Source organism: Rosettibacter primus, assembly GCF_036860675.1.
Lineage (GTDB): Bacteria > Bacteroidota > Ignavibacteria > Ignavibacteriales > Melioribacteraceae > Rosettibacter > Rosettibacter primus.
In genome coordinates this window covers 1-1,704 of sequence record NZ_JAYKGK010000023.1, presented here as the reverse complement: position 1 = coordinate 1,704, position 1,704 = coordinate 1, and the positions used below count along the sequence as shown (strand labels likewise).

At 31.0% G+C, this 1,704-nt stretch carries 2 protein-coding genes; both read right to left on the bottom strand.

Annotated features, from left to right (window positions below; all coding sequences use genetic code 11):
- Window positions 1-14: 14 nt before the first annotated feature.
- Complete coding sequence (locus VJY32_RS14295) at window positions 15-755, bottom strand: T9SS type A sorting domain-containing protein (RefSeq protein ID WP_353678609.1); 741 nt, start codon at window positions 753-755, stop codon at window positions 15-17.
- Between the two features lie 209 nt (window positions 756-964).
- Window positions 965-1,678, bottom strand: coding sequence for a hypothetical protein (locus VJY32_RS14290; RefSeq protein ID WP_353678608.1), 714 nt, complete (start codon window positions 1,676-1,678; stop codon window positions 965-967).
- Between the last annotated feature and the right edge of the window lie 26 nt (window positions 1,679-1,704).

Genomic DNA, 1,704 nt, shown 5'->3' with positions numbered 1-1,704 from the left:
GTTATATGGCGCTCTTATCTAAGCAATATCATCTTTTTTGTTTCTGAATATTTTCCACTTGTAATTTTATAAAAATATAATCCACTTGCTAAATTGCCTCCATCAAATTCTATTTCATAAATTCCGGCATTTTTGTATTCATTTAATAATGTTTCAACTTCTCTGCCTAAAACATCATAAATTTTTATTAGAACTTTTTCTGATTTGGGAATAGAGTATTTTATTCTTGTTGTTGGATTAAACGGATTGGGATAATTCTGAAAAAGATTGTAGTTAGTAGGAAATTCTTGATTATCAACAATATCCAAAGGTATGTCATTGAAGACCGCGATAGTTGCTATTGGTTTGTTAATAGAATTATTAAAAATGAATAATGAATCGCTCCACATTTCTGTGGAATAAGACATTTTTGTAATTGGCACAATGAAACAAAAAACAAATTTCAATGAATCTTTTGGAGGTATCTCAATCGGAAATATTGTTGAATATCGACCGATATAATCACTTTTTTCGATATTCTCTTTATTGAATACTTTTAAATAATAGTGGAAATATTTCTTTGTCAAAATGGAATCAACAACAAGTGTTTTAGTGTCACTATTAGAAACATATATGCTATCTGTTAGATCAAACATTTCCCACGGATGAGGATAATTACTTTGAAGATACATTAAAGTATCTTTTGAAATACTAATATTTTGCCCAAAAGAGATTGATACAACGAAAATGTTTAGTGCTACAATTAATCTTTTCATGTTTTATTAGCCATATAACGGCGTGGCAACTAAAGCGCCACCCATAACTGCAATGACGCTTTTGGCAACTACCTTATTAGTTCTAAAATCAACTTCGTTTTACAAATCAACTTTGAACAACAAACTTTCTCTGAAAAACTAAACCCAATAACCTTATCAAACGACTGCATCATAGATACGGTCGCTTTGAGTTGCGTGTTATATAGCGTTTATTTCCAAACATCCTCTCTTTTAAGCCATTCAACTCTTGTTCTGTTCGCCTTCAATAGACGCTCGCTTAATTTATAATTCTCATTTACGTAGAACTCAATCATATGTTCAGTAAAATCATTCATCCAAGTTTTACGACTATACTTTTCAATTTTTGTAATTACAGATGCTCTTCTAATCTGAATTTGTCCAGCACCTAAAGCACCAATTGTAAGACATTCCCAAGAGAGAAATTCTATTGGCGTAAAATGAACATTTACAATATTATTTTTTGATTCCGATGGTTTATAGTCAATTAATAGCACAACAAATATGTTTCTGTTATCAACATATAATTCTTGAAGTCTGTCAACAGAAGTAATATTTGGCATATTGAATTCTGTTTCTACATTGTGCGTAATAATATCAACGTGATACTTAAGCCCATCTTCTCCATCAAATATGATATTCGCACTTTTCTTTCTTGAAGTAGGAAAGATATAGTTTGATGCAAATGTTCCGAGAATATCTTTGATGCCTAATATCAAAACTTCAGGGATCTTATCGCCCGCTGTTCTGACAGATGCTGTTATTCCAAGTGATTCTTTGGATTGTGCATTCAAAAATGAAATAATCTTCTTTTCAACAGCTTTGTAAGCTGCACCATAAAATAATGTGCTTTTCAATTTTGCTTCTGAAAACAATGAAGCTGACTTAACAGATGTTTTTGCCATTTTACACCTCTTATTAGCCATATAAC